Origin of the sequence: Kitasatospora sp. NPDC098663, assembly GCF_044760075.1 — a bacterium.
Taxonomy (GTDB): Bacteria; Actinomycetota; Actinomycetes; order Streptomycetales; family Streptomycetaceae; genus Kitasatospora.
This window is the reverse complement of record NZ_JBIWAP010000051.1, coordinates 32,126-57,605: the sequence shown is the minus strand read 5'-3', so window position 1 is coordinate 57,605 and position 25,480 is coordinate 32,126. Positions and strand designations below refer to the sequence as shown.

Annotated in this window: 18 protein-coding genes and 1 pseudogene; 6 read left to right on the top strand and 13 right to left on the bottom strand. The window is 72.2% G+C overall.

The window, feature by feature from the left end; all coding sequences use genetic code 11:
• A pseudogene (locus ACIQVZ_RS36345) lies at nucleotides 1-427 on the bottom strand (hypothetical protein); the annotation flags it as partial.
• A 278-nt stretch (nucleotides 428-705) separates the two neighbouring features.
• Here ACIQVZ_RS36345 and ACIQVZ_RS36340 point away from each other — a divergent pair.
• A complete protein-coding gene (locus ACIQVZ_RS36340) occupies nucleotides 706-1,113 on the top strand; it encodes a hypothetical protein (RefSeq protein ID WP_402456121.1) in 408 nt (135 codons plus the stop codon).
• Nucleotides 1,114-1,271: 158 nt separating this feature from the next.
• On the opposite strand, the gene ACIQVZ_RS36335 is transcribed toward ACIQVZ_RS36340, so the two are convergent.
• The 5 genes from ACIQVZ_RS36335 to ACIQVZ_RS36315 form a co-directional block, all read right to left on the bottom strand.
• A complete protein-coding gene (locus ACIQVZ_RS36335; RefSeq protein WP_402456119.1) occupies nucleotides 1,272-2,522 on the bottom strand; it encodes a glycosyltransferase in 1,251 nt (416 codons plus the stop codon).
• Between the two features lie 87 nt (nucleotides 2,523-2,609).
• The gene (locus ACIQVZ_RS36330) at nucleotides 2,610-3,626 is read right to left on the bottom strand and encodes a polysaccharide deacetylase family protein (protein WP_350887825.1); all 1,017 of its coding nucleotides are present in this window, start codon (nucleotides 3,624-3,626) and stop codon (nucleotides 2,610-2,612) included.
• A 107-nt stretch (nucleotides 3,627-3,733) separates the two neighbouring features.
• Complete coding sequence (locus ACIQVZ_RS36325; RefSeq protein ID WP_402456117.1) at nucleotides 3,734-5,443, bottom strand: carbamoyltransferase N-terminal domain-containing protein; 1,710 nt, start codon at nucleotides 5,441-5,443, stop codon at nucleotides 3,734-3,736.
• A gap of 97 nt (nucleotides 5,444-5,540) precedes the next feature.
• Nucleotides 5,541-6,437, bottom strand: a complete 897-nt coding sequence (locus tag ACIQVZ_RS36320; protein WP_402456115.1) for a class I SAM-dependent methyltransferase — start codon at nucleotides 6,435-6,437, stop codon at nucleotides 5,541-5,543.
• A gap of 187 nt (nucleotides 6,438-6,624) precedes the next feature.
• The gene (locus tag ACIQVZ_RS36315; protein WP_402456113.1) at nucleotides 6,625-7,794 is read right to left on the bottom strand and encodes a glycosyltransferase family 4 protein; all 1,170 of its coding nucleotides are present in this window, start codon (nucleotides 7,792-7,794) and stop codon (nucleotides 6,625-6,627) included.
• A gap of 432 nt (nucleotides 7,795-8,226) precedes the next feature.
• On the opposite strand from ACIQVZ_RS36315, the gene ACIQVZ_RS36310 reads away from it, so the two are divergent.
• The 3 genes from ACIQVZ_RS36310 (at nucleotide 8,227) to ACIQVZ_RS36300 (ending at nucleotide 12,321) form a co-directional block, all read left to right on the top strand.
• Complete coding sequence (locus ACIQVZ_RS36310) at nucleotides 8,227-8,904, top strand: response regulator transcription factor (protein ID WP_350884960.1); 678 nt, start codon at nucleotides 8,227-8,229, stop codon at nucleotides 8,902-8,904.
• A 435-nt stretch (nucleotides 8,905-9,339) separates the two neighbouring features.
• Nucleotides 9,340-10,848 carry an MFS transporter gene (locus tag ACIQVZ_RS36305; RefSeq protein WP_402456110.1) on the top strand — a complete coding sequence of 503 codons (1,509 nt, stop codon included), beginning with the start codon at nucleotides 9,340-9,342 and terminating at the stop codon, nucleotides 10,846-10,848.
• A gap of 363 nt (nucleotides 10,849-11,211) precedes the next feature.
• Nucleotides 11,212-12,321, top strand: a complete 1,110-nt coding sequence (locus ACIQVZ_RS36300; RefSeq protein ID WP_402456108.1) for a Rieske 2Fe-2S domain-containing protein — start codon at nucleotides 11,212-11,214, stop codon at nucleotides 12,319-12,321.
• A gap of 56 nt (nucleotides 12,322-12,377) precedes the next feature.
• Here ACIQVZ_RS36300 and ACIQVZ_RS36295 read toward each other — a convergent pair whose 3' ends face one another.
• The 7 genes from ACIQVZ_RS36295 to ACIQVZ_RS36265 all read right to left on the bottom strand — a co-directional run bounded on the left by ACIQVZ_RS36295 (nucleotide 12,378) and on the right by ACIQVZ_RS36265 (nucleotide 22,419).
• Nucleotides 12,378-13,916 (bottom strand): alpha/beta fold hydrolase, encoded by a 1,539-nt coding sequence (locus tag ACIQVZ_RS36295; protein ID WP_402456106.1) that lies wholly within the window; start codon nucleotides 13,914-13,916, stop codon nucleotides 12,378-12,380.
• 176 nt (nucleotides 13,917-14,092) lie between these two features.
• Nucleotides 14,093-14,815, bottom strand: a complete 723-nt coding sequence (locus ACIQVZ_RS36290) for a ribonuclease H (protein ID WP_350884950.1) — start codon at nucleotides 14,813-14,815, stop codon at nucleotides 14,093-14,095.
• Between the two features lie 42 nt (nucleotides 14,816-14,857).
• Nucleotides 14,858-17,074 carry an MGH1-like glycoside hydrolase domain-containing protein gene (locus ACIQVZ_RS36285; RefSeq protein ID WP_402456104.1) on the bottom strand — a complete coding sequence of 739 codons (2,217 nt, stop codon included), beginning with the start codon at nucleotides 17,072-17,074 and terminating at the stop codon, nucleotides 14,858-14,860.
• Nucleotides 17,071-19,167, bottom strand: a complete 2,097-nt coding sequence (locus ACIQVZ_RS36280) for a beta-galactosidase (protein ID WP_402456102.1) — start codon at nucleotides 19,165-19,167, stop codon at nucleotides 17,071-17,073. The genes ACIQVZ_RS36285 and ACIQVZ_RS36280 overlap by 4 nt, the downstream gene beginning before the upstream one ends.
• Before the next feature lie 8 nt (nucleotides 19,168-19,175).
• A complete protein-coding gene (locus ACIQVZ_RS36275; RefSeq protein ID WP_350884944.1) occupies nucleotides 19,176-20,072 on the bottom strand; it encodes a carbohydrate ABC transporter permease in 897 nt (298 codons plus the stop codon).
• On the bottom strand, nucleotides 20,069-21,001 hold the full coding sequence (locus tag ACIQVZ_RS36270) for a sugar ABC transporter permease (protein ID WP_350884942.1): 933 nt from the start codon (nucleotides 20,999-21,001) through the stop codon (nucleotides 20,069-20,071). Before ACIQVZ_RS36270 ends, ACIQVZ_RS36275 begins: the two co-directional genes overlap by 4 nt.
• Before the next feature lie 11 nt (nucleotides 21,002-21,012).
• Nucleotides 21,013-22,419, bottom strand: coding sequence for a sugar ABC transporter substrate-binding protein (locus tag ACIQVZ_RS36265; protein WP_350884940.1), 1,407 nt, complete (start codon nucleotides 22,417-22,419; stop codon nucleotides 21,013-21,015).
• 96 nt (nucleotides 22,420-22,515) lie between these two features.
• Between ACIQVZ_RS36265 and gcvPA the strand changes: the two genes are divergently transcribed.
• Both gcvPA and gcvPB read left to right on the top strand, forming a co-directional pair.
• Nucleotides 22,516-23,874: an aminomethyl-transferring glycine dehydrogenase subunit GcvPA gene (gene gcvPA / locus ACIQVZ_RS36260; RefSeq protein ID WP_402456099.1), complete on the top strand. Its 1,359-nt coding sequence runs from the start codon at nucleotides 22,516-22,518 to the stop codon at nucleotides 23,872-23,874.
• Nucleotides 23,871-25,469 carry an aminomethyl-transferring glycine dehydrogenase subunit GcvPB gene (gene gcvPB / locus ACIQVZ_RS36255; protein WP_402456097.1) on the top strand — a complete coding sequence of 533 codons (1,599 nt, stop codon included), beginning with the start codon at nucleotides 23,871-23,873 and terminating at the stop codon, nucleotides 25,467-25,469. The genes gcvPA and gcvPB overlap by 4 nt, the downstream gene beginning before the upstream one ends.
• Nucleotides 25,470-25,480: the final 11 nt, after the last annotated feature.

Below are 25,480 nucleotides of genomic sequence, written 5' to 3'. Positions count from 1 at the left end.
CCACACCACGCCGCGCCGCCAACCGCGCGAACGCCCCCACCGCCTCCACCGCCCCCGGAAACGCCAGATCCGGGTAGTACGTCAGATACGCCGCAGCCACCCCCTCCAGCGCCGCCTCCCACGTCCCCTCGTCATGCCAGTCGAACGCCACCGCCCCCGACCGCGACCCCACCCGCACCTCGTACCCCGACCCCGACAACCGCTCCGCCACCCGCCGACCGGTCTTACCCGTCCCACCCACCACCAGCACCACACCAGCACCGACCGGAAGATCCACAACACCCTTACGAGCCATCACGAGCACCTCATTCGGAGAGACGGAGGAAACTGACGGAACCGACGTCCCGAAAGCGCCGGCGGCGCCCGGGAGGTCCGACGCGATCCGCGGGCCCCTACCGCTCTGCGAGCCCGGTCGGTTCATCGTCATGGCACCATTCAAATCCACCCCGAGTCGGCGAACCATAGCCACCGCACTCACATCCATGCGCGAGCGTCTACGCCGCCCACCAGCGGCTGTCCGGCCGGTCCGGGCCGCCACGGGGGTGCGGCCCGGCTCCGCCACCACCCCACCACAACACACCGCACCCCCGCCGGAAAGCCCTTTCCAGCACCTCTCCACCCCGTCTCCACCACCTCCGGAAATCGACTTCGAAAGAGTTCCGGAAAGCGGCGGGGAAGAAAACCACCGCCGGTGCGGAAATACGGGTGGAATTCCGGCGGGACACCGGGGCGGTGGCGACGGCGGGCCCCGGGAGCGCGTCCGGCACCTCGCACCCCGCCTCCCCCACCGCCGGCTCGCCGGACTACTGGAGCGGGACCCACCTGGACCCGTACCGCGTCCAGCTGATCGCCTGCCTGGGCTCACCCGACGAGGGCGAGTTCCTCACCGACTGCAAGTTCACCTCGGACACCCTCAAGCTCTACCGCGGCACGTACGAGGTGACCGTGTACGAGGCCAGGACGGGGAAGAAGGTCGGCACCGAACAGCTGCTCGGCAGCGCCAAACCCAGCTGCCCCAGCATGGTCTACCTGAAGAAGGACGTCTCCAAGCTGCACAGCGAGCCGGAGTTCGCGGACTACCAGCAGGTACTGCGCAAGTACGTCGAGCCGTAGCCCGGGAGCCGGCCGCACCCACCGCCGCAGGTCACCTCAGCCCGTCGAGGTGAGCGCGGAACAACCCGCCGAACCGATCGACGGCGGCGGATGCGGCCCGGTTTCGGCAGGCCGCGGTACCCGGACACCGTGTCCGAGCCGCCAACCTCCCGGCCGGATCACCTCGGCTCCGGCGGGCCGAGAAGATCGCCTCCGATCCGACGCGCCTCGGCCCGGATCGTGCTCTCCCACTGGTCCCACAACGTCCGCAGCCTCGATGTCACGAAGACGAGATCGACCGAGTTGTCCGGCAAAGCGGTGCGCAGCCCGATGGCATGGTTCACCTGGTACGCGGCTTTCTCGACGACCTCACGATCGAAGTCGAACAGCTCGGCGGTGGCCAGCCAGTCCGGCACGTCGTCGCCACAACCCAGAACGGCTATCCGGGCGCTTCCCGCCATGTGGCGCAGCTGCGCCAGTTCGTCGGTGACGTCGACCGATCTGGCCTTGGCGACCGCGTCGAGGACGAGCAGGTACTCGTCCTCGACGTTCCAGTCGTGGTGGATCTGGAACTGGGAATGCTGTTCACGGGCGAACCAGGACCACAGGAGTTCGACCACGGTGTCCGGGTGTTTGTGGAGGACCATCAGCATGTTGGCGCTGCCGCTGCTCAGGTTCGGCACGACCGTCCTGGGGTGCGGCGCCTCGATAGCCCACGCGGCCCGGCTCACGACGAATCGCGCGCCGCGCCCGAACAGCCGGTACGCCAACTCCGTGTCCTCGCCTCCCCAACTGCGGAAGTCCTCGTCGAATCCGCCGGCCGCCCAGAAGTCCGCTGCGCGCACCGAACAGTTCCCCGACCAGAACCACTGCCACGGAACCGCGCAGTTCCCGAGGTCGAAGCCGAAACGCTCGAACGCGAGGTGCCGAGCATCCCGGAACTCCGGCGAATCGCCGTGGTTCCGGATCAGCTGTTCGGGGTCCAGGGTCCACGTGGTCTCGTCGAGTGCGGCGACCGGGCCGTCCGGCTGGTAGCCGAAGATGTACCCGGCCACGGCCGAACCCGGCAGCTGAGCAGACAGGTGGGCGGACAGGTGGGCGGACAGGAAGTCCGGACCCGGCAGCACACCCGCGTCGAGGAACACCAGGATCGGTGCGGATGTGCGCCGGGCCCCGGCGTTCCGCGCGGCCGAGGCCCGGAAGCCGAGGTCCTCCTGGAAGTGGTACTGCAGCCGGAGTCGGTCGACGAAACCGGCGACCGTGTCGCTGGTGTCGTCCGAGGAGCCGTCGTCGGAGACGACGACCTCGAACTCGCTCACCGGAAGCCGCTGCCTCGCCAGCGCCGCCAGCGTGCTGCGCAGCAGCGCGGATCGGTTGTACGTGGGGATCACGACCGCGATCCGGGGCTGGTTCGCGCGTTGCGGTGACATCGCTGCTCCGATCTGCGGCAGGTGGCGACGGGGGTGGGCGCGACGGTGGCGGGGGCGCGGCGACGCAGTGGGCGACCCGCCGTGAGTTCAGGATCCCGGGTCGGGGAGCACCGGCCACAGCGTGTCGACGCCCACGAAGGCGTATTCCTCGGAGAGGAACTGCTCGATGATCCCGGGCAGGGCCGCCACGGTCTGCGACCGGTCGCCGCCGCCGTCGTGCAGCAGGGCGATGGGCCCGTGGTGGACTTGCCGGACGACCCGCTCGGTGATCTCCGCTGCCCCCGGCGCGGCCCAGTCCCGGCTGTCGTTGTCCCACAGCACGCAGACCAGGTCCCGCTCGACGAACCAGTCCAGCACTTCGGGCCGGCCGGCCCCGTAGGGCGGGCGGACCAGGCGGGGCCGCAGCCCGGTGATCCTGGAGATCGCCGTGGCGGTCGCCTCGACCTGGAAGGCGAGTTCGTCCTGGCCGAGGTCGGGCAGAAAGGGATGTGACCAGGTGTGGTTGCCCAGCGTGTGCCCCTCCTCGGCGATGCGCCGCAGCGTCGTCGGGTAGCCGACCGCGTTCAACCCGACGCAGAAGAAACTGGCCGTCACCCGGTAGGACCGCAGGATGTCCAGGATCCGGTCGGTGTAGGGCGGGCACGGGCCGTCGTCGAAGGTCAGCGCGACCTGGAGCGGCTGCCCCCCGCCGCGTTCCGGCAGGGTGCCGGCGGGAGTGGCGCGTCGCTGGAGTCCGGCCGGAATGCGCATGTGGTGGTCGGACGCGTCGGTGCGACCGCTGAGCATGCCCGCACCGGCCGTCAGCCGCGTGATCGCGGTCGGGTCGGCCGCGGCTGCCCTGGCCAACTCGGTCGCGGGCACCGAGCCGTCGACCGGCCTGCCGGGCAACAGCCCCGGATCGGCCCGGCACACGGTCAGACCCGCGGTCAGCAGGTGCAGGTCCAGCGTTCCGTTGGTGCTGTCGATGACGCAGCTCAACCCGCCGTCGGCGGTCGCCGTCCGCTCGCGCAGAAAGGCGATCAGGGCATCGAGCGAACCCGGTGGGAAGTCCCGGGCGAAGACCTCCTCGCCGGTCGCGTCCACTCCGGCGGCGCGGTATCCCACCGCCCCCCAGGAAATTCCACAGAAAAGCATCGGATCCTCCAGAAAGCGCTGCCGGGCAACGGAATTCGCCGGCCGGGCCGGGGCAGCACCCGTCCCGGTCCCGTCGGTCAACCGCTGCGGCGCTGGTAGAGCGTTCCGGCGCTCCAGACGCGGTCCACCTGTCCCCACTCGATGGCCGAGGCCACGTCCGGGAAGAATCCGCTGCCGTTGAGATTGGCACTGGTGTTGCACAGCACCGGAATCCCGCTGAGCCGGTGGTACTCGACGAGCACCTCGCCCAGGACCGGGTCGTCGGCCGGGTCGACCGTCTGCAGCCGGGCGGTGCCGTCGAGGTGCACGACCGCCGGGATGCGGTCCACCCAGTCCGGCCGCACGTCGTGGTCGAAGAGCATGTACGGGTCCGGGACGCCCGGGTCGAAGATCTTCGGGGCGGCGTCGACCAGACAGATCGGGGCGACCGGACGGTAGGGCTCGCGCGCCTTGATCCGGTTGAGTTCGTCCTTCATCCCGGGAGCGGTCGGCGCGGCGAGGATACTGCGCCCGCCCAGGGCCCGTGGCCCCAACTCCGCGCGCCCGCTGAGCACCACCACCGGATCGCCGGTCTCGTGCAACAGCCCGGCGAGTTCGGCCGGTGAGCACGGACGGGCCGACCAGCCGCCGGGGATGTTCGACACGGGCAGCAGTTCGGGCCCCAGCCGGGTGGACCAGTCGAGGGCCGAAAGCTTCGCGTGCGCGGCCCGACCCAGCGCCGCGGCGCCGATGGCCGAGCCGGAGTCGTTGGGAAACGGGGGCACCCACATCTCGCGGACGGCCGGCAGCGCGCGGAGTGCGCTGTTCCACTTGATGTTCAGCGCACAGCCGCCGGTGAAGCACAGGTTCACCGGCCCGGCCGCGCCGGCCGCGCGCAACGCACCGGTGATCCGCTCGCAGAGCAGGTCCTCGAAGAACTGGTGGATGCTGGCCAGCACGTCCTCGTCGGACACCGCGGCCGGGTCGGTCCTCGTACGCACCGCGGCGTAGAACTCGTGCACCGGCGGCATCGAAGGTTCGAACGGGCTGCCGAACCCGCCGGTGCGGCGCCGGTATTCCACTGCTTGAGGCTGTTCGCTCTCGAAAATGCGGTGGAACTCCTCACGCAACACGGCGAGCACCGGTTCACGGGGTGTGCCGAGCGCGATGTAGGCCATGAGTTTCCCGGCCACCGTCAGGTCCCAGGTATCGGGCTCGCCGGGCTTGCGGAACGGGCCGAAATGCTGGCCGGCGACCGCGTAGGCGTGTCCCAGCACCGGGAACAGGTCGCCCAGGTTGCGCACCCCGGTGGCGGGATCCACCGAGTACAGGGCCGGGAACAGACCACCGTCCCAGATGAGCACGAACGCGGGCTCCCCACGCCGGGCGAAGGGGCTGGTGCAGTAGGTGCTGGACAGGTGGCCGGCGGCATGCGTGTAGCTGGTGTACTGGTAGCCGTGGCCGTCGATGGTGAACTCGTCGGAGTAGCCGGGCAGGAGCAGATCCGGGCAGGCCAGGCACTCGCGGTACGGCGCGACGGTGATCTCGACCGGTTTCCCGTTGTCGTGCATGGTGAAGAAGAGCGGCCTGGGCTGGTCACCGTCCCAGCCGTCGATCACCCACTCGTCCACGTCCTCGGGCCGGTAACCGAAATCGGCGAGTATCCCGGGGATGATGTTGAGGTCGGTGATCCAGCTGAACCGCTTGCCGTTGCCGATCTTCTCCATCTCGACGCTGAACACCAGCCGGTCGCCGTCGATCAGCGCCACGGCGCCGTCGTGGGTGAGCTTGAGTCCGCAGGAAATCATGCATCACGCTCCTTGTGCGATGACGGTGGAGCCTCGACGGGGCAGCGGTGAGTGGCGTCCGCCTGCCGGCGCCGCGGATCGCACCGGACCATGGGTTCTACGCCGTGCCGGTGTTCGGGTTGTCCAGCCGCGGTGCCCGAGCGACCAGCACAGTGGCCTGGTCACCCACGGCATGGGGGCGGCGCGCGAAGTGCTCGCGCAGCGCCGGTTCCAGAGCGCGCCGCATGTCGGCGGCACGGGCATGGCCCTCGAACCAGAAGTCGACCAGCGTCGCCGCCGCGGCGGTGATCCGGTCCGGCTCGGAAACCTCCGGGAAGTGCAGCGCCGCCTCGGTACGCAGCAGGCTGAACTCGGAGAACCCGTGGTCGGAGAAGACCCGGGCGGCTTCGGCGAGGAGGAAGCCCTGGTGATCGGGCTGCTCTCCGGCGATCGGAACGCACACGTCGTTGAGCAGGCGGACGAGTTCGTTGTCGGGGGATCCACCGACTACGACGATCGTGGCCTCGGGGTTGGTGTCGTCGCAGACCCGGGCGATCTCTTCGAGGGCCTGCTGCAGGTCCTGCACGTAGTGAAGGACCCAGGCGGTGTACACCAGGTCGAAGGAGCGATCGGCGAAGGGCAAGGCCTCCGCTCGGCCGGGATGCACTTCGACCGCGGCCGCGGCCGGCCCCCCGGCGTCGAGGACGGCCACCCTGTCACGGTGTGGTTCGACGGTCGTGCACTTGCCGATCTGCGCTGCCACGGCCCGGGTCAGCTCGCCGGTGCCGCCGCCGACGTCGAGGACACGGGCGTGGCCCGCGGTGAGCGACAGGATGGTGGCGATCTCCTCGGATCGTTCCAGCCGCTCGGCGAAGTTCGCCCATCCGTTTCGGGAGAGCTGATGGGGTCCCCGGTACTTTCGAGGTGCTTGGTCAACTGGTCCGCAGTGGGGATGGGTACGAACAGCGTTCGCGTCGAGCGTGTGCGTTGCAAGGGTGCTGCTGCCTGACCACATCTCGGAACTCCTCGGGCGAAGGGGATTGCGGGACCGACGGGTGCTGTCGGGGTCCGTCGTCAAAGTGATCTCGGATGGTGGGGTGTGGAGTGGTGATACGCCGCCATGAACCGGCCGGCGCCGAGTGGGAACCCGTCCACCCCGTCGCGCTGCTCGTGAGGTGGGCGTGGCGCTCTGACGGCGACTCCTAGTCGTGGACGCCGACACAGCGGAGGAACGTGCTCGCCACCGCGGCCGGTTCGTAGCCGGCCACCTGACGCACCGCCTGCTCGGAGGCCGCGTGGTAGCCGTCGGGATCGGAGAGCAGCGCCGTGGTGGCCGCCCAAAGCCTCGCGAAGCCTTCCTCAGCGCCAGGTGGTTGAGCGTTCCGGCTGGTGACGGCGCTGATGTGGTGGACTTCGGCAGCGGGTCCGAGCTCGACCAGGGCTCCGGCCGTGCCCACGAGATGCGGCAGATTTCCGAGGTGGAAGCCGACCACCGGTGTTCCGGCGGACAGCGCCTCGGCCGCGACGTTGCCGAAGGTCTCCGGCCACGTGGTCGGCATCATGGCGAGTGCGGCCTCGGCGAGGAAGTCCTGCACCTCGTCCCACGGCAGAGGAGGCAGCAGTTCGATCTGGGGCCGTCCCTCGGCCAACTTCTGGCATTCCCGGCGGACATCGTCCTGCATACCTCGCCACAGCTCGAAGCCCGCGTCCGCGAGCACGACCTGCACCGGCCGGTCGAAGTCGTCCGGGATGGCGCGAAGCAAGCCGGTAATGCCCTTGACCGGGTCCGGCCTGGCCAGGGTCCGCAGCGGACCGGTGCGCCGAAGTCCTTCACGGATACCGGATGGTGGTGGAGTGCCCCGGCGTGGAAGCGGATTCGGCAACACCTGCCACCCTGTGGTGTCCACACCTGCCCGTGCGGACTCGCTGACGAGGAAGGAACTGGCAGCGAGCACGGCATCAGGTTTGTGTGCCAGGCTCTCGTGCATCCGGCTGTCACCCCGCACGAGGTGTGCCATGAGGGCGGTTCGCACCCCGTCCGGGGCCGGGGCCAGATAGCCGAGGCCGACCACCGCGTCGGCCCAGCACACCACGTCGACGTGATGCTCGACGAGTATTCCCCTGACCTCGTCCCGCACCGGGCCGGGATCGGCGAGCACACGTGGCAAGTCGTCGAACAGCATGGGGCGGACCAGCGTGACCGAGTCCAGCCGGACCAGGTCCGGCTTGTCGGTGGCGGACGCCGGTCCGGCTACGATGGTGATGACCTGGTGACCCAGCTCACGCAGGCCGGCAGCGAGCGACCCGACGCTGCGTTCGATCCCCGCCGGCTCGTCAGGGTTGTAGGTGAGGAGGACGAAGGCGATCTTCACCGGCTCTCCTGCTCCTCGACGCGACCCGGCCCGCCGGCGATGTGGAGCGCGCGGGTGGATCCAAAGGACGTGGACAGCCCGGTGCCGCTGAGCACAGGCGGAAGCAAGGGGATGGAGTTCACATACTCCACCTTCGTTCCCCGACGAGGCCGGTCGCCTCGGCCGACTGGCCGGTTCTGCGCCGCGACATTGTCCTTTCGGTCGAGGCCGTACCACGGGGTAGCCCCTATCCTTCGCCGCGAGCTGTGCGGGACATGGGCGATCACACCCCGGATCCCCCGGGGCCGACCGCCCCGGGCCGACCACCGGATCCGGCCCACCGAGCGCCCGCAGGTGCACTGATGCACACTCAACTGGACTGCATCACGCCATCTCTGGCGATCTTTCGTTCGTCGGGGGAACCTCAAACGGCGCTGTGGCAGGATCGCCTATATGACCAATGCCAGTGGACCGGCGATCCGGGTCCTGATCGCCGACGACCAGGAAATGGTCCGCACCGGCTTCCGGCTGATCCTCCAGACCCATCCCGGCATCGAGGTCGTGGGCGAGGCGGCCGATGGCGCGGAGTGCGTGGAGCTGGCCCGGAGACTGCGGCCCGACGTGTGCCTGGTCGACATCCGAATGCCGAAACTCGACGGCCTTCAGGTGACCCGGCTGCTCGCGGGCCCGAACGCGGTCAACCCGTTGCGCGTGGTCATCGTCACCACCTTCGACCAGGACGACTACGTCGACGGGGCGCTGAGCAGCGGGGCCTGCGGGTTCCTGTTGAAGGACGCCGGTCCCGCGCTGCTGGTGGAGGCCGTCCGCGCGGCGGCCCGCGGCGACGTACTGATCTCCCCCGCCGTGACCGTACGGCTGCTGGAGCGGATCGACACGCAGCGGCCCCCTCCCCCCGGCGAGGTGGACTCCGGTCCGCTGACGGAACGGGAGTTGGACGTGGCCCGACTGGTCGCCAACGGGCGGACCAATCAGGAGGTCTGCGCCGACCTCTTCGTGTCGCTCTCCACCGTCAAGACCCATCTGGCGAGCATCCAGGCCAAATTGGAGCTGCGGAACCGCGTGGAGATCGCAGCCTGGGCATGGCGCTGCGGCGTGGTCGGCGACCGCTGAACCGGTCGCCGCACCGCCCGGCAGGTGACCTCTACACGCCCTCCTGCTCCAGCGCCCCGCGGTCAAGACTCACCCGGTCGCCGTACACACCCGTCACGGAGATCAGCATCGCCTTTTGCCCACACCCTCGACGACGGCGGTGCGGGACACCGCCTGGTCCATCCTCGCCGCCAGCCCGCTCGGGCAGCTCACGGACGGCGCGCCGTCCACCGCCCGGGAGGGCGCCGCGGGCCCTGGGCGCGGCCCCGGCGCCGCGGGACGGGCCGCCGCCGCCCGGCAAGGGGAACGCCTCCCCCGGCGGCGCCCCCACCTTCGGGGCATGATGGCGGAGGGGGCGCGAACGCTCACCCACCGTGACGGGCGGGCACCCCGTTCGGTCCTGCGGAAAGCGGGCAGACGGGAGGCGTCCCGAAACGGCGAGCGAAGGAGACCCGTATGGCCGATCCGGCGAAGTCACCCGCGCAGCGGCCGCACGACGGCACGGCCGCCACGGCCGGAGCCGGGGTCATCGAGACCAACGTGACGGCCCGGCTGGACCGGCTGCCGTGGTCCCGCTGGCACTGGCGGATCGTGATCGGCCTGGGCACCGTCTGGATCCTGGACGGCCTGGAGGTGACGATCGTCGGCAACATGGCGGCCAGGCTCGCGCAGCCCGGCAGCGGCATCGCCATCTCGACGACGCAGGTGACGACGATCGCGGCCGCCGTGTACGTGGCGGGCGCCTGCTCCGGCGCGCTGTTCTTCGGCTGGCTGACCGACCGGCTCGGGCGCAAGAAGCTCTTCATGGTGACGCTCGCCGTCTACCTGGCGGCGACCGCCGTGACCTCACTGTCCTGGACGGCCTGGTTCTTCTTCCTCTGCCGCTTCTTCACCGGCTTCGGCATCGGCGGCGAGTACGCGGCGATCAACTCGGCGATCGACGAGCTGATCCCGGCCCGGGTGCGCGGCCGGATCGACCTGATCATCAACGGCAGCTTCTGGATCGGCGCCGCGCTCGGCGCCTTCGCCTCCGTCGCACTGCTGAACACCGCGCTGTTCGCCACCGACGTGGGCTGGCGGCTCGCCTTCGGGATCGGTGTCGTGCTGGGCCTGGTGATCCTGCTGGTCCGCCGGCACGTCCCGGAGAGCCCGCGCTGGCTGTTCACCCACGGGCGGGCGCCGGAGGCCGAGGAGGTGGTGGCCGAGGCCGAACGGGTCGTGGAGCGGGAGACCGGCCACCCGCTGCCGCCCGTCACCGACCGGCCGATCCTGATCCGCGAACGCGCCCCGCTCGGCTTCGTCACGATCGCCCGCACCGTGATCAGCCGCTACCCGCGCCGCACGGTGCTCGGCCTCGCGCTCTTCATCGGGCAGGCGTTCCTGTACAACGCCGTGACCTTCGGCTACGCCGTCATCCTGACCCTCTACTTCGACGTGCCGGAGGGCGACACCGGCTACTACTTCGCGGTCATCGCGGTCGGCAACTTCCTCGGCCCGCTGCTGCTGGGCCACCTCTTCGACTCGGTGGGGCGGGTGCCGATGATCGCCGGCACGTACATCGGCTCGGGGGTGCTGCTGTTCGGCACCGCCGCACTGTTCCAGCAGGGCGCGCTGAGCGCGGCCGGCATGACGGCCTGCTGGACGGCCGTGCTGTTCCTGGCCTCGGCGGGGGCGAGCGCGGCCTACCTGACGGTGAGCGAGATCTTCCCGCTGGAGACCAGGGCGATGAGCATCGCCTTCTTCTACGCCGTCGGCACGGCGGTCGGCGGCATCAGCGGCCCGCTGCTCTTCAACGGCCTGGTGAGCAGCGGGAAGGTCTCCGACACCACGCTCGCCTTCTGCATCGGGGCGGCGCTGATGACGGCCGCCGGGCTGGTCGAGGCCGCGATCGGCGTGCGGGCGGAACGGCGCAGCCTGGAGGACCTGGCGGCCCCGCTGAGCGCCGTCGAAGCGGCGGACCGCTAGCCAGCTCCTGTCCGGCCGATCTTGTCGGGCCGACCGCGCCAACTCGCGCACCCCTCACCGCGTTTGCCACCGTCCCGAAGTCCAGGGCGTGTCTTCGGACCCCGCCTGCGCGCCGACGCCGGGCAGGCCGCACGGCGCTGCGGTGGATCGGCCCGCCCGGGAATCGCTCAGCCGTCCGGCCGTCGAAGGTCGCATCGGAGATTTTCTGATGAATCATCAGACTTCTTTGGTATCAGCCATGTTGTTCGCACGGGCCCCGTCGATCTGCGGTTAGCATGCGGGGCGTTCCGTTCGGAGACGAATTGCCCGGGAGGGCCGGCTGAGCTGCCGAGGTCGGAGCCTGGCAGGCCAGGAGGAGAGTTCATGCGCGAGTCCTTAAAGCACGTCCGGCCCATCGGTGAGGGCCCCACCGCGGGCGACGTCGCGCTGCCGCCGGGCCTGCCGTACCCCGACGGGTGGGCCTCGGTCGGCTTCGCCGACGAGCTCAAGCCCGGCACGGTGCTCACCCGCCGGCTGGCCGGGGAGGACGTCGTGCTGTACCGGCTGCGGAGCGGGGGGATCCGCGCGATCCGCCCCTACTGCCCGCACCTGGGGGCCCACCTCGGCCTCGCCGAGGTGGAGGGCGACGACCTGGTCTGCCCCTTCCACCGCTTCGCCTTCGCCCCGGACGGCCGGTGCGTGCGGACCGGGTACGGCTCCGCGCCGCCGAAGGCCTCCCTGGCGCAGCTTCCGGTGCGCGAGGTGAACGACGCCGTCTTCGTCTGGCGCCACCACGACGGCCGGCAGCCGGACTGGGAGATCCCGGAGTGGCACACGCTCGGGCACCAGCCGTCCCGGCACGCCGCCTGGGAGATGGCCGGCTACGCCCAGGACGTCATGGAGAACGCGGTGGACCTGGGCCACTTCGTCACCCTGCACGGCTGGCCGAGCGGCGAGTTGGCGGCCCCGATCGACTGGGACGGCACGCGCTTCCACGTCTCGATGCGGGTGCAGGAGGACTTCCCGCTGCTGGGCCGGCGCCAGGTCGAGATCGAGGTCGACGGTTACGGCCTCGCCTGCCTGCACACCGACGTGCACACCCCGGCCCTCGGCCTGAAGATGTGCTCGCTGGTGATGGCCACCATGGTCGCGCCCGGCCGGATGCAGTTCCGGCAGGCGAGCCGGTTCTCCTTCGACGAGCCGTCCCGGCTGCCGCCCGTGCTCGGCAGGGCGGTCAGCCGGTCGCTGTCGCGCCTGCTGGCGGGCCCGATGTTCAAGCGGAGCTGCGAGTTCACGGCGGCCGACTTCCCGATCTGGTCCACCAAGAAGTACCTGTCACCGCCCCGGCTCGCCCCCGGCGACGGGCCGATCGGCGCCCTGCGGCACTGGGCCCGGCAGTTCTACCCGCCGGACCACCAGGAACTCCTGCCCGCGCCGGCCGCCCTCACGGTCCGGGCCGAGAACGGTGCCCGCAGCGGGCTCGCCAAGCCCTGAGCGGACGTACGGACGTACGGCCGGGGCCCGGGTCGGGGCCCCGGCCGTACGTCTGCTCAGCTCGGGAGCCGGCCGCCGAGGAGGAAGGCGGTGAACGGCGCGAGCACCTGCGGGTCGGTGAAGTCGACGCCGTGCGCGGTCGTGTCGAAGGTGACCATCGCCGCCCGGTGCCCGAAGGCGCGCTGGGTCTGCCGGGCGCCGTTGTAGGTGGTGTCGGGGTCGTACCGGTTCTGCAGCATCAGGATGTTGCGCGGGCCGTCCGGGTCGGCCCGGACCGGCGGTTCCTTCGGGCCGTAGTGCCAGAAGGCGCACGGCCAGACGTTGCCGCTCATGCCGTTGGTGAGCGGGTAGCGGGCCCGGTCGGCGGCGGTGCGGGCGGCGTAGACGGCCGGGTCGCGGGGCCAGGCCGAGTCGCCGCAGATCACCGCGAACTGGTCCGCGAGGAAGTTGTCAGGGATGACCTGCGGCAGCGGGTTGGCGCCCGAACCACCGGTGCCCGCGCCCTCCGGCGCCGGAGCCGTAACCGGGGCCGGAGCCGGAGTCGGAGTCGTGTCGCGCTCCTCGGCCAGTTGCAGGACCCGCGCGCCGAGGGGGTAGTAGCTCGGCTTGACCAGCGAGGCGTAGACGACGCTGCGCAGGCCGCCGCCGGTGAGCAGCCGGCCGCCCGACAGCGGCAGCGGGTCGCGGTCGACCTCGCCGGCCAGCCGCAGGTAGCTCGCCCGGACCGCCTCGGGGGTGGCGCCGAGGTGCAGGGTGGCGTCCTGGGCGGCGACGAAGCGGGCCAGGGCCGGGAAGGAGTCGGAGAAGCCTTCGCTGAACAGGCTGAACCCCTGCTCCAGCCCGCCCGGCGGCACCGTGCTGTCCAGCACCACGCGGTCGGTGTGCGAGGGGAAGAGGGTGGCGTAGACCTGGCCGAGGTAGGTGCCGTACGAGCTGCCCAGGTAGGAGATCCGGGGCAGGTGCAGGGCCGCCCGGATCCGGTCCAGGTCGCGGGCCGAGTTGGCCGTGGTCACGTCGGCCAGGTAGTCGCCGCTCGCGGCCGCGCAGTCGTCGGCCACCCGCCGGGCCTGGTCGAGGTTGGCGGTGATCGAGCCGTCGGGGCCGGGGAAGGGGTAGTTGAGCTGGGCGTCCCGCTCGGCGGCGGACAGGTCGCAGTGGACCGGGGTGCTGTTGCCCACCCCCCGCTCGTCGAAGCCGATCAGGTCGTAGGAGCGCAGGACGTCCGCCGGCAGCAGCTTCGCCATCGAGCCCGGGTAGTCCAGTCCGGAGCCGCCCGGCCCGCCCGGCACCACGGCCAGGGTGCCGCGCCGGTGGGCGGGGTCGGCGGTGCGCAGCCGGGAGACGGTGAGGGTGATCGTGCCCTCGGCCGGGTCATGGTAGTCCCGCGGTACCCGCAGGGTCGCGCATTGCTGGCGCGGGTCCCGGGGGAACGGCACGCCGTTGGCGTTCGGGGTCGGCGCGGGGCAGGACCCCCAGGCGAGTTGCGCCCTCGGGGCCGCGACGGCGGTCGGCGCGAGCGGTGCGGCGAGCAGGAGGGCGGCGGTGAGCAGCGCGCCGCCGGCGCGGGCCGTGGTGCGGCCGGTAGGTCGGGTCATGTGTCCGACGCTAGGACTGCTGAGGTCCCGTCAGCCTCGGCGCGGGGGTGGAGAATTCGCCGAGGCGCTTTCTCCACCCGGCTCCACCCGGCTCCACCCGGCTCCACCTGGCTCCACCCCTGGGGTGAGTCGGACCCGGGCGGGCCGGTGTCGGCCCGCCCGGCGTCGGGCCGGACCTACGCGTGGGCGCCCGCGCACTCCGGGTGCCCCCAGCTGCTGCCCACCTTGGTGATGGTGTCGCCCTTGGCGTACGAGCGGGTGCAGGGGCAAGTGCCGGGGAAGCGGGCGGCGAGGGTCCGCGAACCGCCCGACGAGCGCTTCTTCGCCGTGGACGAGCCGGCCGACGAACTGGCCGACGAGCCCGCCGACGAGGAGGCCGGGCGGGCGGCCCGCGCCGGGGTGGTCCGGGCCGGGTCCGGCTCGGGGAGGTCGGCGGCGGTTCCGCCCGCGGCCTGCTGCCGGCGGGCGGCGTCGCTGGCGGCCTTGTCGGCGATGGCGTTCAGCGGGTCGCCGTTCACCTGGTGGGCGGGGACGTACACGAAGGTGACGTCCCGCCCGGTCAGGAGCTCGTCGATGTGCTGGATCAGCTCGCGGTTGGCGACCGGCTTGCCGGCGGCGGTCTTCCAGCCGTTGCGCTTCCAGCCGACCAGCCACTTGGTCACCGCGTCGCGGGTGTACGTGCTGTCGAGCCGGACCTCCAGCGGGACGGCCGGGTCCGTCGACGCCAGCAGCTGCTCCAGTGCCGTCAGCTCGCCCACGTTGTTGGTGCTGTGCCCGAGCGGACCGGCCTGCCAGCGCTGGGGCACCCCGGCGGCGTCCGCCACCACGTAGGCCCAGGCCGCCGGGCCGGGGTTGCCCTTGGCTGCTCCGTCACACGCTGCAATGACTCGTTCGACCATGCCCCGATCATGCCAGGACGTGGCAGGCCCGGGCCAAATCGGTCAGGCCCGGAGCAGCAGCAGGAGCAGGGCGGCGGACCAGCTGAAGTTGGTCGAGTTCCGCCCCTCCCCCGTCAGCGGGTCGTAGTTCTCCCGCACCGGAGCGTCGCCGCCGAGCCCGGCGGCCGTCGCCAGCAGCCGGTCCGTCGCCCGGCGGGCGTCCTGGTTCCAGCCGTACCGGCGCAGGCCTTCGATGGCGAAGTAGGTCTGGTCGATCCAGGCCAGCCCCCGCCAGTACCCGGCCGGGTCGAAGGAGGGCGAGCTGCGGGCGACGGTCGGGAACGGCAGCGCGGTGCCGAACTCGGCCGGGTCGAGCAGGAGCCCGCGGACCGCGCGGGCCTGGGCGGGCGAGGCGGTGCCGGACCAGAGCGGGATCGCGCCCTCGATGCCGCGCCCGCGCGCGGTGAGGCGGGCGCCGGTGGCCAGGTCGGTGTCGTGGAACCAGCCCGTGGCCGGGTCGAACATGGTGTCGCGGACGGCCCGGTCGATCGCCTCGGCCCGTCCGCGCAGCCGCTGGGCGGCGGTGCGGTCGCCGAGTTCGGCGGCGATGGCGGCCAGGGCGCGGTGGTCGGCGGCCAGGTAGGCGTTCAGGTCGACGGAGCGCTGGGTGAGCGACCAGCCCAGCAGGGCGCCCTGCGCGCTGCGGTTGGCGACGACGGCGGCGCCGAGGGCGGCGTCGAAGCGCGGCGCGTTGTCCATACCGGACTCCCAGGCCGCCGCCGCCAGGCAGTCCGCCGGGGCGGCGTTGCCCGGGTCGACGGTGGCGCCGTACTCGCACAGGCCTTCGCCGTCGTGGTCCCGGGTGCGGTACCACCAGTCCTGGTAGGCGGTCAGTTTGGGCAGCAGCTCGCGCAGGAACGACCGGTCGCCGCCGCGCCGGTAGACCTCCCAGACCGCCCAGGACGCCAGCGGGGGTTTGGAGTTGCGCTCGTTCCAGTTGCCGCCGCCGGTGCTCGGGTCGTTGTAGAAGACGCAGTCCGGGATCATCCCGGCGTCCTGCGGGCGGTCGGCGGAGTCGGGCCGGATCTGGTGGTCGAACATCGCCCGGATCTGGTCGGCGGCCAGGTCGGGGGCGAAGACGGCGGTGCCGGCGGCCTGCTTCCAGGTGTCCCAGGCCCAGACCCCGCTGAACCACTTGTACGAGAGCGTGGGTGTGACCGCGTCGTGCCGGATCCGCCCGGCCGGGCTGCGCCAGTTGGTGACCAGGGTCTGCACGCATTTGACGGCCGTCCGGCGGCGCGCGGCGGGGACGCCCTCGGTCGCCCGGGCGACGTACCCGGCCCAGCGGGCGGCGCCCGCCGCGGCGACCCGGTCGGGGGCGCGCAGCGCGGCGTCCGCCTCGGCGACGGCGCGGGAGCGCTCGGCGTCGGTGAAGGTGTAGCTCTCGGCCCAGTCCAGGGTGCGGACGGCGCCCGGGGCCAGCCGGACGGGCCCGGCCAGTTCGGTGCGGTGGCCGTCGCCGCTGACGGTGGTGCGCACCGGCGCCGCGTGGCGGACTTCGAAGCGCTCGGTGCCGTCGGTGAGGTAGTCCCAGGTCTGCCGGACCCGGGCGAACCGGACGGCGACGCCGCGCTCGGCGGCGACCAGGGCGGGGGCGTCGTGCTGGGGACCGGTGGCCGGGCGCAGCAGTGTCCCGGTCCAGGCGACCTGGAGGGTCCGTGCGGCCGGGCCGCCGTTGGCCAGCCGGGCCCTGACCAGGGCGGTGCGGTTGCCGGCGAAGCGCAGTTCCAGGGTGAGCGCGAGGCGGCCGCCGAGGTCGTAGGACTGGCGCAGCAGCCCGGGCAGCGAGGTGAGCCGGGGGGCGCCGCCGGCGGCGAGATCCAGGATCCTTCCCCGCTCGGTCAGTTGGAGGCGGTTGAGGCCGTCGCTGAGCCACCACGGGTATTCCTGGGCGAGGTGGAGGGGGCCGCTGAAGCCGCCGAGCGGGTCCTGCGGGCGCGGCAGGGCGTAGGCGTGCCAGGCGCCGAGGTCGGCGAAGACGTTGATCGGGTTGTTCCCGGTGGCGTCGCCGGGGTAGGCCTGCGCCGGGGTGCCGTGCAGGTCGAGGACGTCGGCGTAGCGGTCGGACAGATCGGACAGGTCGGACGGGTCAGCCAGGTCGGACGGGGCGGCCTGCCGGTCGTCGGCGCGGGCGGCCGGTGCGACGCCGCCGGCCACGGCGAGGGCGGTGCCGGTGGCGGCGGTGGCGGCCAGGAGTCGGCGGCGGGACAGCGGCGTCATGTGCGCTCCTCGGCGGGCGTGGACGGAGACGGGGACGGGGAGGCCGGATCGGGGCCGGCCGCAGGGACGCGGACGACGGCGGCGCCGAGCGGTGCGAGGGTGAGGCCCCGGCCGGTGCCGGCGCCGGTGAGCAGGTCGGTGCCGGGCCGGTCCAGCGCCACCCGGCAGGCGGCGGGGCCGTGGTTGAGCAGGAACAGGTAGTCGGTGCCGTCGGCGGCGTGGCGGCGGGTGGCCTCGACGCCGGCCGGCAGACCGGGCAGTTCGGCGCCCACCCCGGCTTCGGCGAGCGGCAGGTCGAGCACCCGGCCGACGTCCGCGCCGAGGTGGCAGCCGAGGTACCAGGCGCTGCCGGTGCCGTGGCGGTGCCGGGTGACGGCGGGCAGGCCCGTCAGCTCGCCGGAGGCGTAGCGGGCGACGGTCTCGGCGCCCTCGGTGTCGATCCATTCGCTCCAGTGCTCGGCCCGCAGTTCCGGCCCGCCGCCGTCGAGCCGCACGGTGGTGGCGGCCCCGTCGGGGATCGGCCAGTGCTCGTCCACGACGAGGCCGAACAGCGGCCGCAGCGGCCCGGGGTGGCCGCCGGGGTGGAGGTGGTCGTGCCGGTCGCTGATGCCGCTGAACGGGCCGCAGACCAGGTGGCCGCCCGCCTGGACGAAGGCGGTGAGCCGGTCGGCGGTGGCGGTGTCGAGCAGGTACAGGTTGGGGGCGAGCAGCAGCCGGTAGCCGTCGAGGTCGCCGGTGGGCGGGACGAAGTCGACGGTCACGCCGCGGTCGTGGAGGGCCGCGTACCAGGGCCGGAGCAGGTCGAGCCAGCGCATCCGCGCGGAGGGGTGGTCGTCCAGCTCCAGCGCCCACCAGCTGTCCCAGTCGAGCAGGACGGCCGCCCGCCCGCGGATCCGGCTGCCCGCGATCTCGCCCAGTCGGCGCAGCTCGGCCCCGAATCGGACGGTCTCCCGCCAGCCGCGCGAGGAGGTGCCGCGGTGCGGGAGCATCGCGCTGTGGAACTTCTCGGCCCCGGCGACGGAGGCGCGCCACTGGAAGTGCAGTACGCCGTCCGCGCCCCGGGCCAGCGCCTGGAGCGACCACAGCCGGTACAGTCCGGGCGGTTTGGGCAGGTTGACGGGGCGCCAGCTGACGGCGGAGGGGGCCTGTTCCATCAGCAGCCACGGTTTGCCGCCCTTGAGGGAGCGCATCAGGTCGTAGTTCATGGCCGCGTTGACGTGTGTGCGGGGGTCGGCCGGGTCGGGGTAGGCGTCGTCGGAGACGAGGTCCTCGTGGCGGCTCCACTCCCAGTAGTCCAGCGACTTGAGCATCGACATGAAGTTGGTGGTGACGGGCACGCCCGGTGAGACCTCGTCGAGGACGGCCTTCTCGGTGCGGTGCAGGGCCAGCAGCGCGTCGGAGCAGAACCGGCGCCAGTCGAGCAGCTGGGTCGGGTTGACCGGTCCCGGCGCGGCGCGCGGCGGTTCGATCTCGTCGAACGAGCCGTAGCGCTGCGACCAGAACGCCGTCCCCCAGGACCGGTTGAGTTCGTCGACGTCGCCGTGCCGCTCGCGCAGCCAGCGCCGGAAGTCGGCGGCGGACGCGGGGCAGAAGCACTCCTGGACGTGGTCTCCGTACTCGTTGTGGATGTGCCACAGGGCGAGTGCGGGGTGGTCGTGGTAGCGCTCGGCGAGGGCCCGGGTGAGCCGGGCGGCGGCGGCCCGGTAGACGGCGGAGGAGGGGCAGTAGTGCTGGCGCGAGCCGAACTCCAGCCGGACGCCGTCGGCGGTGACGGGCAGCAGCTCGGGGTGGGCGCGGACCAGCCAGGCGGGCGGCGAGGCGGTGGCGGTGGCCAGGTCGACGGCGATGCCGTGGCCGTGGACGAGGTCGAGGAGGCGGTCCAGCCAGCCGAAGTCCCAGCTGTCGGAAGCGGGTTGGAGCCGCGCCCAGGAGAAGACCCCGACGGTGACCAGGTTGACCCCGGCCTCGGCCATCAGCTTCACGTCCTCGGCCCACACCTCCTCGGACCACTGCTCGGGGTTCCAGTCCCCGCCGTAGAGGAGGCCGGGGACGCGGGTGAGCGCGGCCGTGCGGGAAGGAGTGCGGGAGGTCATGCGGGGGGTCATCCTTTCAGCGCTCCGCCGAGCAGGCCGGCCACGAACTGCCGCTGGAACACCAGGAAGAGCAGCACCAGCGGGAGGGTGGCCAGCAGGGAGCCGAGCATGAGGCCGGAGTAGTCGACGTGGGTCAGCCCGGTCAGCGTGTTGAGCGCCACCGGCACGGTGTACTTGTCCTCGGTGTTGAGCATCAGCAGCGGCCAGATGAAGCTGTTCCACTGGCCCATGAAGGTGAAGATCACGAGCGCGCCCAGCTGCGGCCGCACGCACGGCAGGACCACCTGGTAGAAGGTGCGCAGTTCGCCGGAGCCGTCGATGCGCGCCGACTCCAGGAGTTCGTCGGGGAAGTCCAGGAAGCCCTGGCGCATCAGCAGGATGCCGAAGGAGTTGGCCAGGAAGGGCAGGATGACCGCCTGGTAGCTGTCGATCCAGCCGACGCTGGCCATCATCTGGAACAGCGGGACGAGCAGCACCTGGAGCGGGATCATCATGGTCGCCAGCACCAGCCCGAGCAGCAGCCCGCGGCCCCGGAACCGGTACTTGGCCAGCCCGTAGCCGCACATGGCCGACAGCAGGGAGCTCAGCGCGGTGTAGACGACGGCCACGCCGAGGCTGTTGAGCAGCACCCGGCCGAAGCCGATGCTCTGCTGGAGGTGCGCCAGGTTGCGCAGCAGTTCCCCGCCGGGCAGGAACGGCGGCGGGGAGTGGAAGAGTTCGGAGCTGCTGTGGGTGCTGGCGATCAGCATCCAGGCGAACGGCACCAGGCTGACGACGGCGCCGAGGGCGAGCACGGCCAGGACGGCGCCGCGGCCGAGCCGGGCGGTCAGCGGGCGGGCCACCGGTGGGCGGACGGACGGCGGTCGGGCGGGCCGCGGCCGGGGGCGGGCGGAGGTGGCGCTCATCGGCGGCGTTCCCTTCCGTAGAACCGGAACTGGAGGAGGGAGACGGCGGCGATGACCAGCACCACGACCCAGGCGATCGCGGCCGCGTACCCGAAGTCGAGCTGCTGGAAGCCGACCTTGTACAGGTAGACCACCGGGGTGAGGGTCGCGTCGCCGGGGCCGCCGCGCGTCAGCACGTAGTTCTCGTCGAAGAGTTGGAGCGTGCCGATGGTGGAGGTGATGACGCAGAACAGCACCACCGGCCGCAGCTGCGGCAGGATCACGCTGGTGTAGGTGCGCAGCGTGCCCGCGCCGTCGAGGGCCGCGGCCTCGTACTGGTCCCGGCCGATGGCGTGCAGGCCGGCGAGTAGGATGACGGCGTTGTATCCGGTCCAGCGCCAGGTGACCGAGCCGATCAGGGAGATCCGGGCCCAGGTGGGCGAGTTGAGCCAGTCGACGGGGCCGGCGCCCAGGGCGTGCAGGAGCTGGTTGGCCAGGCCGCCGTCGGTGCGCAGCAGCACCTGGAAGACGACGGCGTAGGCGACCAGCGTGGTGACGGCGGGCAGGAAGAAGACGGCCCGCCAGCCGGCTCGGAAGCGCAGCCAGGACTGGTTCAGCAGGACGGCCAGCACCAGCGCCAGGCCGATCATCACGGGCACCTGGACGGCCAGGATCATCCCGGTGTTGACCAGGGAGTGCAGGAAGGCCGGGTCGTCCAGCATCCGCCGGTACTGGTCCAGGCCGACCCAGACGGTGGCGCCGTCCCGGCGGGCGGTGAAGCTCTGGTAGAGGCTGGCGCCGAGCGGATAGGCGAAGAAGAGGATGAAGAGCACGGCCGTGGGCCCGGCGAAGAGCCAGGCCGCGGAGCGTGGCAGCCGTCGTCGCCGGGTGGGCGCGGTGCGCGCGGGCGCGGCGGCCACCCGGGGGGCGGGGGCCTGGAGACTGGTCATGGCGCGTGTCCCTACGGGGCCGGCTGGCGACTGGTCGCGGTGGCGATCTGGCGGGCGGCGGAGCGCAGCACGGTGCCGGGGTCGGCTCCGTTGTGCAGCACCTGGTTGACGGCGGTGTTGACGATGTCGCCGGCCTTGGAGTCGTCGGCGGTGCTCTCGACGGTGGGGATGGACCGGGCGAGGTCGGCGAAGAGCCGCATGGCGGGCTGGTTCGCGTAGTACGGGTCCGGCCGCTGGAAGTACGGGTCGTCCAGGGCCGGGAGGTAGGCGGGGAAGAGGCCTTCGTGCTCCATCATCGAGGCCTGGTTGGCCCGGTCGGCGAGCAGGAAGGAGAGGAATTCCCAGGCGAGTTCGGGGTTCTTGCTCTGGGCGGTGACGGAGAGGGTGGAGCCGCCGCTGTTGGAGGTGCGGCAGCCGCCGGGGTCGAAAGCGGGCAGGGGGACGACGCCGAACTCGCCGTTCAGGTCGGCCATGTCGCCGGTGAGGGTGCCGTCCCACCAGGCGGCGGTGGGGGTGGTGGCGGCCTTGCCGTCGTGGGTGCCGGAGACCAGGCCGTCCCAGCCGTTCTCGAAGTCGACCAGGCCCCGGTCGACGAGTTGCTTCATCAGGGTGAGCGCCCGTTCGGCGGCGGGTGAGGCGACGGCGACCTTGCCGTCGACGAACCAGCCCTGGCCCTGCTGTTGGAGCAGCAGGGCGAACATGCTGTCCTGCTTGGCGTCCAGGATGAGCAGTTTCCTGCCGGTGCGGTCCTTGAGGGTGGTGCCGGCGGCGAGGTAGTCGTCCCAGGTGGTGAGGGTGGCGGGGTCGATTCCGGCCTGCTGGAAGTGGTCGCGACGGTAGAACAGGGCGCACGGGCCGCTGTCCCATGGCAGGGCGAGGACGCGGCCGCCCGCGTCGGTGACGGTGCGCCAGGCGGACGGTGCGAAGTCCTTCGCGAGGCCGCCGGCCCGGCTGGTCAGGTCCACCAGCGCGTGGGGGAAGTTGCCGATGTAGGTGGGCATCCGGTGGCCCTCGACGGTCAGCACGTCGGGGAGTCCGCTGCCGGCTCCGAGCCCGACGGTGATCTTGTCGTAGGCGTTGTCGTAGCCGATGTCGACGACGTCGACGGTGGTGCCGGGGTGGGCCTGTTCGAAGGCCTTGCCGAGCCGTTGCATGGCCTTGGCGGCGACGTCCCAGGACCAGATGGTGATCTTCCCGGCGACCTTGCCGCCCGAACTCGCGTCCAGCCGTTTGGCGTCCGGGGCGCCGGCTCCGCCGGTGGCGCAGCCCGTCGCCCCGGTCAGCAGCAGCGCGCCGCCCGCGAGCCCGGCACCGAGGACCCGGCGCCGGGTGGGGCCCGGTCCGGATCCGGCCCGGCTGGCCGCCGGAGCGTCAAGGCGTCTGTGCCGGGTGCCGGTTGAGTTCTTTCCTCCCGACATCTTGCCTCCTGAAGAGTGAATGCCGAATGCTGTATACAGAACTCAGCACACACAGTGCCGTCAAGGCTTGTGACCGAAATCGCGGAAGGTGCCAGGATGACCGCACGCGCCCCCCGGACCCACCCGTACATCCCCAACTCCGCCCCCGACGTGAAGAAGGCCATGCTGGCGGCGATCGGCGCGCACAGCGTCGAGGAGTTCTACGCCGACATCCCCGCCGAACTCCGCCTGGACCGCCCGCTACGACTTCCCGAGCCGCTCGGCTCCGAGGCGCAACTGGTCGCCCACATGGAGGAGTTGCTCGCCCGCAACACCGCCGTCCCGCCCGGCCGCAGCTTCCTCGGCGCCGGCTGCTACCGCCACCACGTGCCCGCCGTGGTCGACGAGGTCGTCAACCGCAGCGAGTTCCTCACCGCCTACGCCGGCGAGCCGTACGAGGACCACGGCCGCTTCCAGGCCCTGTGGGAGTACCAGTCGCTGATGGCCGAACTGCTGGCCGTCGACGTCGTCAACGTGCCGACCTACGACGGTTTCCAGGCCGCCGCGACCGCACTGCGGATGGCCGGCCGGGCCACCGGGCGCCGCCGCCTCCTGCTGGTCGGCGACCTCGACCCGGACAAGCTCTCCCGGATCCGCGACTACGTGCGCGGCGTCCACGACCTCGTACCCGTCCCGGCCGAGCCCGGGGCCGTCCGCGCCGCCCTCGCCGCCGGCGACGCCGCCGCCGTCTTCGCCGAGCTGACCGACCACTGCGGCCGGGTCGACCCCGAACTGCCGCAGTACGTCGAACTCGCCCACCAGGCAGGCGCGCTGGCCGTCATCGGCGCCAACCCGCTGAGCCTCGGCGTGCTCGCCCCGCCCGCCTCCTTCGGCGCCGACCTCACCTGCGGCGACCTCCAGCCGCTCGGCATCCACCCCAGCTTCGGCGGCGGCAACGCGGGCTTCATCGCCAGCGCCGACGACGAACGCCTGGTGGCCGAGTACCCGAGCCGCCTCTTCGGCCTCACCCCCACCGACGTGCCGGGCGAGTACGGCTTCGGCGACGTCGCCTACGAGCGCACCTCCTTCGCCCTGCGCGAGGAGGGCAAGGAGTGGGTCGGCACCGCCGCCGCCCTGCACGGCATCGCCGCCGGGGTCTACCTCGCGCTGATGGGGCCGCACGGCATGCGCGAGATCGGCGAGACCGTCCTCGCCAACACCGCCTACGCCCGCCGGCGCCTCGCCCAGGTACCCGGCGTGGAGCTCGCCGACCCCGAGGCCGTCCACTTCGCCGACTTCACCGTCCGCTACACCGGCGGGCGCACCGCCGCCGAGGTCGCCGCCGCGCTGCTCGCCCGCGGCCTGCACGCCGGCACCCCGGCCGGGGAACACGAGGGCCGCTACTGCGTGACCGAGCTCCACACCCAGGCCGACATCGACCGCCTCGCCACCGCCCTTGAGGAGATCGTCAAGTGACGGACCGTCAGAACAGCGGTGGGACCGACCCGCGGATCGCCCCCAAGCCCGCCCTGCGCCGCTTCCACCAGGCCCGCTGGGACGAGAAGCTGATCTTCGAACTGGGCGCGCCCGGCGAGCGCGGCGTCCTGCCGCCGACCCCCGGACCCGGCGTCACCGCCGCCGTCGGCAGCCCCGCCGACCGCCTGCCCGCCGCGCTGCGCCGCGCCACCCCGGCCGCGCTGCCCGAACTCGGCCAGCAGCAGGTGCTCCGCCACTACCTGCGGCTCTCCCAGGAGAACCTCGGCGCCGACCTCAACGTCGACGTCGGCCAGGGCACCTGCACCATGAAGTACAGCCCCAAGGTCAACGACGCCTTCGTCCGCGACCCGCGCATCGCCGCCCTGCACCCGGCCCAGGACCCCTCGACCGTCCAAGGGGTGCTCGAACTCGTCCACCGGCTGGAGCAGTTGCTCAAGGAGGTCTCCGGCATGGACCGGGTCTCCCTGCAACCCGGCGCCGGCTCCGCCGCGATCTGGACCAACGTCTCCGTCATCCGCGCCCACTTCGCCGCCCGCGGCGAGCTGGAGCAGCGCGACGAGGTCATCACCACCGCCTTCTCGCACCCCTCCAACGCCGCCTGCGCCAAGACCGCCGGCTTCAAGGTGATCACCCTGCACCCGGACGCGGACGGTTACCCCGACATCGAGGCGCTGCGCGCCGCCGTCGGCCCGCGCACCGCCGCGCTGCTCATCACCAACCCCGAGGACACCGGGATCTACAACCCCCGGATCGCCGAGTTCGTCCGCATCGTGCACGACGCCGGCGGCCTGTGCGCCTACGACCAGGCCAACGCCAACGGCGTCCTCGGCATCACCCGGGCCCGCGAGGCCGGCTTCGACCTGTGCCACTTCAACCTGCACAAGACCTTCTCCACCCCGCACGCCTGCGGCGGCCCCGCCGCCGGCGCCTGCGGCGTCACCGCCGAGCTCGCACCCCACCTGCCCAGCCCCACCGTCGAGTTCGACGGCGAGCGGTACGTCCTGGACCACGACCGGCCGGAGTCCATCGGCAAGATCCGCCCCTACCTGGGCGTCGTCCCGAACCTGGTCCGCGCCTACGCCTGGATCATGTCGATGGGCGCCGCGGGGCTGCGCGAGGTGGCCGAGACCGCCGTGCTCAACAACAACTACCTGATGCACCAGGTCCGGCGGATCCGCGGCGTCTCCGTGCCCTACGCCAAGGGGCGCCCGCGCGTCGAGCAGGTCCGCTACAGCTGGCAGCAGCTCAACGAGGACACCGGCCTGCACAGCGAGGACCTCGGGTACCGCGCCGCCGACTTCGGCACCCACTACTGGACCAGCCACCACCCGTACGTCGTCCCCGAGCCGATGACGCTGGAGCCGACCGAGTCCTACTCCCGCGCCGACCTGGACGAGTACGCCGCGATCCTCGCCGAGGTCGCCCGCGAGGCCTACGAGGACCCGGAGACCGTCCGCACGGCCCCGCACAACTCCACCGTGCACCGCATCCGGCACGAACCGCTGGACGACCCGGCGGTCTGGGCCGTCAGCTGGCGCGCCTACCGCCGCAAGGTCCTCGGCGAGCGGCCGTGACAGCGGGCCCC